The following is a 7881-nucleotide window of genomic DNA, read 5'->3' as shown; positions in this document are numbered from 1 at the left end:
TGTATAGGTAAGTGTCGCAAGAGAAAGATTTGGGTCTTGGGAACCAGGACTCCTGACAAGAGGAGGGAATGTCAGACTTTCTAAGTACTACGAAGTCCTGGAGGCTATTCCCGATGAATTGGGAAGCTCCGTCCGTCTTACGGCGGAGTAGTTCACCCCCTAGCCCCTAACTTTTGACCTGTGCCGTTCTTTTGTGCAGTGTCACTTTCTGGTAGTTCGACACCAAAGATGCGGCTAAACACTTTGGCGACTTTGTAGCCAGAATCAATCGATTCCAAGGGGTCTTTCCGCAGTCTGTGACGCAAACATAGCGTAATTACGCGATGGATATCATCAACTGTAACTTCAGTGCGTCCTTCATAAGCTGTCAAGGCTTTGGCGGCGCGGTTACTAACAATGTCACCCCGCAAACCATCTACATCCAGTTCTGAACAGACTTCAGAAATTTTCACCCGCAGATCGTAGTCAATTTTCACTTCCGGCAAAAGCTGTTGAGCATTGACAATTTGCTCTTGCAATGCTTCTTGCTGGGGTTTGTAGTTTTCGAGAAATACTGGAGGATTTTGGTCAAAATCCGCCCGTTGTTCCACGATTTGCACCCGCAAGGCTGGTTCTTTGACTGTGTGAATTTCTGCGTGCATCCCAAAACGATCGAGTAGTTGGGGGCGTAGTTCGCCTTCTTCGGGGTTTCCAGAACCCACAAGCACGAAACGCGCTGGATGACGGATAGAGATACCTTCTCGTTCGACAGTGTTCCATCCACTGGCAGCGGAGTCGAGTAACACGTCTACAAGGTGGTCATCTAGTAAGTTGACTTCATCCACATAGAGAATGCCCCGATTAGCCTTTGCCAGCAGTCCCGGTTCAAAGGCTTTGACACCTTCAGATAAAGCTTTCTCGATATCGATTGTGCCACAAACTCGGTCTTCTGTGGCTCCTAGAGGCAGGTCTACCATTTGGACTTTTTTGTGAGCTACAGGAATTTCCGCCCCTTGTTCTAACAGTTGGCGGACTTCATCGCTCATCAAGTCGGGGTCGCTAGGATCGCTACTGAAGGGGTCATTAGCAACCACAGAAATTTCTGGTAGCAGATCTGCCAGCGCCCGGATAGTTGTGGATTTCCCGGTGCCGCGATCGCCCATAATCATTACACCCCCAATTTTGGGGTCAATCACGTTCAATAGCAGCGCCAGTTTCATTTCTTCCTGGCCCACAATTGCCGTAAAAGGAAATACTACGCGACGCGCACTTGCCGTGGATTGATCAGTTGGACTCACTAAATTACCTTAACAATATTTTTCTTATTACAGTTATTTATTGTGACACAGGTGGGGCGTGGAATAGGTTAGTAAATTTAAAAGTATTATTGAACACATTGTTTTACGTGTATCCATTAAAATAATAATTTAGTTGATGACAGATAATATTGTGTCCCTGCAAAATTACTTATTGCAGAATATGCTACTTAAATAAGTATGTAACGAAGAAACTAATGAATCAAAATACAGTACAACCTGGTCTTTTTGGATTAGCTAGATCCAATAGGGATTTCTCTCAGGCTAATAGTTGGGGAAAAAATCAATTCAATAATTCTTTTCCTGCTTCATTGGCTTGCTATATGCATAGTCAAGGGCTACAGCTAGTTTATCTAACTCTTGATAAAAACCTAAAAATTAAACATGAAAAAATTGATGTAACCGATATTTTTGGTATTGCACCACTATCTTCCAACTTATTTTTTGCATTTGAAAGCGATTATCTTCCTTATAGAAAACTAGTAGTGGGAAGATTACCAAGAGTAGATTTAGTTACATTAAATACTTTTAATGGTGATACTTGCTTGCGTAGTATAGAAATTAAATTAACAGCCTTACCAGATAATTCAACTTGCCGCTTACCCGATCATAAATACGGTTGTGAAATTGTTACTCGTCCAGATACCATAGTGTATTTAACATTAAGTATTGCTGACAAATTTCAAGATTATAGAGAACAAATACTTAAATATCTTGATCCTGTTTGTAGTCAAATTAGTGATTGGATTAGTATTCGTAATATGCTTCCTTATATTTCAAGATTGACAGAAAGTCTAGACAATTTACTTTATGATCATATAGAAATGCAATCTCCATTAGTAATGCAGCCAGTATGGAAAACTGTAGGTAAAACGTCAAAATTATATCAAAACTGTTTAGATATATTTATTTGGAGTGATTTTGGTTTTACTAGGTTATTTTTTGATATTACAAAAAGATTACCAATGGGGACAGAAAGTATTCAACGTCATACGCGAACTGTAATATGGCTGGCAAAAATGTTATATGAGTTTGCCACAAATGGGAAAATACCACACAGATCAATAATTGATATAATGACGTATCATACTAAGAATGATAAAGCTTTTGCGTTAAGTGGATTAAATACTCACCCTTATATGATTTGTGATGAATTGATTAAACCTAGAATTAGGAAAGAAGAAATTGGGAATATTATCTTAGGTGGAGGACAAAATTACTTAAGTCCTGAGAGAAGATTTGATGGTATTATCCTAAGTAATCCTGAGATATTTGATGAAAAATTAAAAGAGATATAAAGGTATGAAAGAAAAATATAGAGATGAAACAAAAACTTCTTCACTTAGAGTTTTAGACCTTTTTGCTGGCTGTGGAGGGTTATCTTTAGGCTTTCAAAATGCTGGTTTTAATATTATAGGAGCATTTGATAACTGGAAACCAGCTATAGATGTTTATCAAAAAAACTTTAGCCATAAAATTTTTGATTACGATCTTAATAATTTGAATAAAAACTATCAAGTTTTTAAAGAAATGCGTCCTGAAATTATTATTGGTGGCCCCCCCTGCCAAGACTTTTCTAGTGCCGGAAAACGTGATGAAGATTTAGGAAGAGGGGATTTAAGTATTGTATTTTCTGAGATAGTTACAAGTATTCTTCCTCAGTGGTTTGTGATAGAGAACGTAGACCTATTTCGTAAAAGCAATAAATATAAAGAGGCTAGACAAATCTTGAAAGCTGCTGGATATGGTTTAAGTGAAATAATTTTGGATGCTAGCCTGTGCGGTGTACCTCAAAAGCGAAAAAGATTTTTTTGCTTGGGAGAGTTACAAGGAAAAGACGAAAGTTTAAAACCTTATCTGAAAAAAAGGTTAGCAGATAAACCAATGACTATTAGAGATTATCTGGGAAATAAATTGGAAATTCAATATTACTACAGACATCCAAGAAGTTACCAAAGAAGAGGAATTTTTAGTATTGATGAACCTAGCCCAACAGTAAGAGGAGTTAATCGTCCTATTCCTAAAACCTATAAGAAACACCCTAAAGATCCAGTCGGCGTTACAGAAAACTTGCGCCCATTGACTACAATTGAAAGAAGCTACTTGCAGACATTCCCTGAAACATTTATTTTTGAGGGTACAAAAACAGATATTGAACAAATGATAGGAAATGCTGTCCCCGTTAAGCTTGCAGAGTATGTTGCTCAAAGTATTCTTGAATATATTAAAGATAATTCCAATAAATCTATAAAATTTATAGAAAAAACTTATGTTTTAGAATTCAGTTCGGATCAACAAATTGAACAAATGTATCTTTCTTAAAAGTTTACTCAAGGTAATAGCTAATATACTAAATTTATTAGCTATTTGTTAATATTATCAAAGCATGTTACTCTAGGTTATTCATGAAGTCATATTTTGAAAATTTAAATATGAATGTTAAATCAATAACTACGTCCGAAGAAAATGATTTATTGAGTATAAAGTAAAAGTTTTTATCGTGTCGCGCCTCAAGCATAAAAATTTTAAGCTAATAGATTCCACTTAATTTTATGGATCAGATTATTGTCATTTAAGAAAAGTTGAGTATGGAAAATTTAATGGAAGAAAATAAATTTAAACAATGGTTAGAAAATGAGGTGGGTCTTAAAGCTAGATCATCTCGTGATGTTATATCTCGCTTAAAACGAGCAAATAGATTTATTAATGTTAGCTTATTTCTGACATCTGACCATGCAATTGCTGAACTTTCTCATCAGCCTAATTTTCAAGAACTTAGCTATCATACTAAATCACAACTTCGCCGCTCGATAAAATTTTTTTTCAAATTCCGTGATTATAACAGTATTGTTAATAGAATCAGCGAAAAAAATTAGAAATCAGTTATTAAAATAAAATGGGAGATTTCATTCAATAGTTTAAATCTCCCAAAGTGTTTTTACTTTATTCATTAGTTTAACTTATATTTATCAAAGTGTACATCAAGTTCTTAGCGCGACTTTCTGCATGAATGATTATCATTCCTACACACTTGTGATTTTATTTTTTGGAAGTCCAAAAGAGAGATGGAGTATAACCAATGCCCAATATCTATTGGACACAAATGCTTACTAGCTGCGTCAACTATCTTAATTTGTCTGCTTTAGTTTTTCTGGTGCAAAAGTTCCATAAGCAGGGAACGAATAACTACCAACTCATTAATCCTGTAGTAAGCATAAATACTTGTAAACTATATGGTTAGTAGATTCAATTATAAAAACTAACAATGGCGTGTGTGGGTAGCTAATGCATCATTCAAATCTATGAAATCATCTTTTATTGTTCAAACTTGGCGGCGTAGATGCACAGCACCTTGTCGTCAGACATCGCTCAAGTATCTTTTTCCGATTCTCATTTTAATATCCTTTGTTACGGTATTACTCGTAGATAGTTTTACACCTGCGATCGTTGAAGGTATGCGCTTCAGTGCGATCGCACAGATACCCCGTCAGGAAATTCGCGGGGTTTGGATGACCACTAATGATTTTGATACCCTTAAGAGTCGAGACAAAGTAAAGGATGCAGTGAGTCAACTGCGGCGGATGAACTTCAACACAATCTATCCTGTAGTGTGGAATTCTGGCTATGTGATGTATCCTAGTGCCTTAGCACAACATGCAGGTATTCAACCTTTTGTCTACAAAGGTTCAGATGGACACGATATTCTCGCAGACCTCATTACCCAAGCTCATCGCCAAGGATTGCTAGTAATTCCCTGGTTTGAGTTTGGTTTCATGGCTCCCCCAACCTCAGAATTGACAATGAATTATCCTGAGTGGTTCACACAAAAGCGGGATGGTAGCCAAACTTCAAACAGTGCTGCTGGTGAGGTGATGTGGCTCAATCCGTTCCATCCACAAGTGCAACAGTTCATCACCAATCTTGTGCTGGAAACTATTACTCAATATGATGCCGATGGTATTCAGTTTGACGATCACATGAGTTTACCTCACGAATTTGGTTACGACAAATATACAATTGCTTTGTACACCAAAGAAACCAAGAATGCTCCTCCAAAAAATTCCCAAGATGCGGCATGGGTAAAGTGGCGGGCAGATAAAATTACAGCGTTCATGGTAAAACTTAACCAAGCTGTGAAGCAGAGAAAACCCCAGGCGATTTTCTCTGTTTCTCCTAATTACTATGATTTTGCTTACAAGTTTCACTTGCAAGATTGGTTAAGTTGGATGCGACAAAATATTGTAGACGAGTTAATTGTGCAAATTTATCGTCCCGATCTAAAAAGTTTTGTGGCGAATATTTCCCGCGCCGAAATTCAAGAAGCACAACAAAAAATTCCAACTGGAGTTGGCATTATGACAGGGTTACGAAATAATCCAGTTCCCATGCAGCAAATTAAGTCTCAGGTGCGGGCTGCCCAAGAACGCGGTCTAGGCGTAACCTTCTTTTATTATGAAAGTCTTTGGAACGATGCTCTAGAATCTTTAACTGAGCGACAAGCTGGATTTCAAAATCTTTTTCCATCTCCTGCACTCCGCGCCAGAGCTGAATAAGTTTTTTGTTTAAGATGATGTTAATGAGTTTGTAGTAAGCACTTTAGTCCTTCTTTTTTAAGCACTAAAGTCCTTACTACAAACTCTTCATTACTAGCTTGATATAACTTTCTACTTCCCATTCCCTACTCCTAACTCAGCACGACAATCTTCTACCGAAGTGCGTTGTCGCATGGCATTAACTAAAGCCTCGTAGCTAGACCAATTTTCTTGCAGTAGAGTTTTTGCTTGGAGGGCATGAAACCGCAATTTCTGTTGATAAGCTGATTCAGAAAAGCCTAAAATTGTCAAGACTCCTATCAGCTTGTTTTTATCATCACCTCCACCCTCAGCATTATTAAAAACTAGGGTTTCAGCAGCAATACCCGCCATCCAAACAGTGCAGTAGCGGTCTAGCATTTGGGCAGTGATTTTACCCGCTTCTAATTGAGATGCTAATTCGCGATCATCAAAGCTAACGCCGCCTTGCCCAGGTTGCCCCTGTTTCCAGGCTTCCCAAGCGCTGAGTGTGTAGCCGGTAACGGGAATACCCAACAGGTAAGCAACTAAGAAATGTCCTGCTTCGTGATGGATGATGCGATCGCGGTGTTCTTTTGAAAAACCAGCTATCCAATCTAAAAAGATAGTACCACCCTTGCCTTGCAAGCTGAAACTATCTAATGTCGCTATGCCTAAGATGGTGAAGGTAGCGATCGCTGGTACTGCCGGTGATATATTTAAGAATGGCCCCAGCAGTACCGATAGGGTCATGAGAAAGATAGATATTGCAACTAAATTTAGGCTAGTTTGGCTCATTGAGAGTTTTCTGAGTGCAGCTTAATCTTTCTTCATTATCCTCCACTTAAACCCCATCATGGCGATCGCAGAACTCGAACAACAACTCCTTCAGCTTTCCCGCAACGATAAACTGTATATTATCCAACTTCTTGCCCAAAGCCTGACCACACACAACACCCACCCAGACCAACCCACCAAACTCTCAGAATTTTTCCGTCAATCACCCCTGGCTGAACTCACCGAAGAACTCGACCTTAGCCGAGGCTGGACATTGCTAAAAACCCTCATCGATTCCCTACAACCAGAAACCCAAACCGAAACCCCAGAATATCCCCTGACTGAATTCTATGGATGTATCCAAGACGAAACATTCTTTCGCCATCCCCAAGGACAACAACCAGAACGCGAACCCAATGCAGTCTGAATTTTCAGGTAGAACCTAAAGGGAGGCGATTAAACAATGGCGCATTTACTGAGAATGACTTGCAGCCGATTCTGTACTTGCTCAAGTTCTTGGCGCTTTTGGTAAATCCATATCTTTTCAGCCTCACGTTGTTCTAGAGCAGCAATTCTCATTTTGAAAAAAAATCAGATAAAATTCTCTTGTTTAAATAGAGAACTTGTGTCGAACCATCATTTTTTGACAAATAATTATCATCCAACACTAGAGATAGACAGTTTTTTAAAAATCTGCCCATTAAAAATCGATTTCAACCCTTAAATCCAGTTGAAATTCTAAACAACTTTGTAGTTTTTATTGATAAATAACTTTCTCCTCCTCTTTCAAGATATTGACATTTTTTAACTAGAATTTACTTTTTTTAATGGGACATATTCCCTCAGAATGAAGGAGAAAAAATCCGACCAATCTTTAAACCATAAAAATTTTAACAGTGTACGAATATCATTAAAGAAAGAAGTCCGAGTTACTAATAAATCACGAATCTTTTGATAGGTGTAATTAACTAAATCTAAAACAGTATGAAATAAAAAAGATAGCAAATTTAAAGACAATAAGAACTCGCATAAATGATTTTCACCATGACCAAAGTTATGCTCTAAATTATAACCGTGATTTTTCAGAACGTTATTGCCTTCATTCTCAACTTTCCATCTACTTCGTCCAGCTTTAACAATTTTTTCAACATTATTTTCAGTGATTTTATGATTAGTTATCCAATTATTTTGGTAGATAATTTTCTGTGTTTTCTCATTAATAACAGTTACTTCACACCAATTAACTTCGAGACTTGAGT

At 37.7% G+C, this 7881-nt stretch carries 8 protein-coding genes and 1 pseudogene; 5 read left to right on the top strand and 4 right to left on the bottom strand.

Annotation, left to right across the window (positions count from 1 at the left end):
* Positions 1–152: 152 nt before the first annotated feature.
* Positions 153–1277, bottom strand: coding sequence for a magnesium chelatase ATPase subunit I (bchI, locus tag HWQ37_RS32100; RefSeq protein ID WP_292755038.1), 1125 nt, complete (start codon positions 1275–1277; stop codon positions 153–155).
* A 215-nt stretch (positions 1278–1492) separates the two neighbouring features.
* Here bchI and HWQ37_RS32095 point away from each other — a divergent pair, with 215 nt between their 5' ends.
* From HWQ37_RS32095 to HWQ37_RS32080, 4 genes are all read left to right on the top strand, one after another.
* Entirely contained in the window at positions 1493–2593 is a 1101-nt protein-coding gene (locus HWQ37_RS32095; protein ID WP_292755035.1) for a HindVP family restriction endonuclease, read from the top strand.
* Between the two features lie 4 nt (positions 2594–2597).
* The gene (locus HWQ37_RS32090; RefSeq protein WP_292755032.1) at positions 2598–3617 is read left to right on the top strand and encodes a DNA cytosine methyltransferase; all 1020 of its coding nucleotides are present in this window, start codon (positions 2598–2600) and stop codon (positions 3615–3617) included.
* A gap of 266 nt (positions 3618–3883) precedes the next feature.
* The gene (locus tag HWQ37_RS32085) at positions 3884–4171 is read left to right on the top strand and encodes a hypothetical protein (protein ID WP_292755029.1); all 288 of its coding nucleotides are present in this window, start codon (positions 3884–3886) and stop codon (positions 4169–4171) included.
* Between the two features lie 426 nt (positions 4172–4597).
* Complete coding sequence (locus HWQ37_RS32080; RefSeq protein ID WP_292755026.1) at positions 4598–5848, top strand: glycoside hydrolase family 10-like protein; 1251 nt, start codon at positions 4598–4600, stop codon at positions 5846–5848.
* A gap of 111 nt (positions 5849–5959) precedes the next feature.
* Here the strand turns inward: HWQ37_RS32080 and HWQ37_RS32075 are convergent, their stop codons facing one another.
* Positions 5960–6643: an ATP-dependent Zn protease gene (locus HWQ37_RS32075; protein WP_292755023.1), complete on the bottom strand. Its 684-nt coding sequence runs from the start codon at positions 6641–6643 to the stop codon at positions 5960–5962.
* 58 nt (positions 6644–6701) lie between these two features.
* On the opposite strand from HWQ37_RS32075, the gene HWQ37_RS32070 reads away from it, so the two are divergent.
* A complete protein-coding gene (locus HWQ37_RS32070; protein WP_292755020.1) occupies positions 6702–7049 on the top strand; it encodes a hypothetical protein in 348 nt (115 codons plus the stop codon).
* A gap of 29 nt (positions 7050–7078) precedes the next feature.
* Here the strand turns inward: HWQ37_RS32070 and HWQ37_RS32065 are convergent, their stop codons facing one another.
* Both HWQ37_RS32065 and HWQ37_RS32060 read right to left on the bottom strand, forming a co-directional pair.
* The gene (locus tag HWQ37_RS32065; protein ID WP_292755018.1) at positions 7079–7201 is read right to left on the bottom strand and encodes a hypothetical protein; all 123 of its coding nucleotides are present in this window, start codon (positions 7199–7201) and stop codon (positions 7079–7081) included.
* 311 nt (positions 7202–7512) lie between these two features.
* Positions 7513–7881: pseudogene (locus HWQ37_RS32060) on the bottom strand (ISNCY family transposase); the annotation flags it as partial.

This window comes from Nostoc sp. NMS4, from assembly GCF_017115095.1.
Classification (GTDB): domain Bacteria; phylum Cyanobacteriota; class Cyanobacteriia; order Cyanobacteriales; family Nostocaceae; genus Nostoc.
The sequence above is the reverse complement of the archived record's forward strand: the minus strand, read 5'-3'. Positions and strand labels throughout refer to the sequence as shown.

What these genes read in the sequence shown, in the direction of transcription:
- HWQ37_RS32065 (WP_292755018.1), bottom strand. Translation starts at nt 7,201, where the DNA reads ATGAGAATTGCTGCTCTAGAACAACGTGAGGCTGAAAAGATATGGATT.
- HWQ37_RS32090 (WP_292755032.1), top strand. Translation starts at nt 2,598, where the DNA reads ATGAAAGAAAAATATAGAGATGAAACAAAAACTTCTTCACTTAGAGTT.
- HWQ37_RS32070 (WP_292755020.1), top strand. Translation starts at nt 6,702, where the DNA reads ATGGCGATCGCAGAACTCGAACAACAACTCCTTCAGCTTTCCCGCAAC.
- HWQ37_RS32075 (WP_292755023.1), bottom strand. Translation starts at nt 6,643, where the DNA reads ATGAGCCAAACTAGCCTAAATTTAGTTGCAATATCTATCTTTCTCATG.
- HWQ37_RS32085 (WP_292755029.1), top strand. Translation starts at nt 3,884, where the DNA reads ATGGAAAATTTAATGGAAGAAAATAAATTTAAACAATGGTTAGAAAAT.
- HWQ37_RS32080 (WP_292755026.1), top strand. Translation starts at nt 4,598, where the DNA reads ATGAAATCATCTTTTATTGTTCAAACTTGGCGGCGTAGATGCACAGCA.
- HWQ37_RS32095 (WP_292755035.1), top strand. Translation starts at nt 1,493, where the DNA reads ATGAATCAAAATACAGTACAACCTGGTCTTTTTGGATTAGCTAGATCC.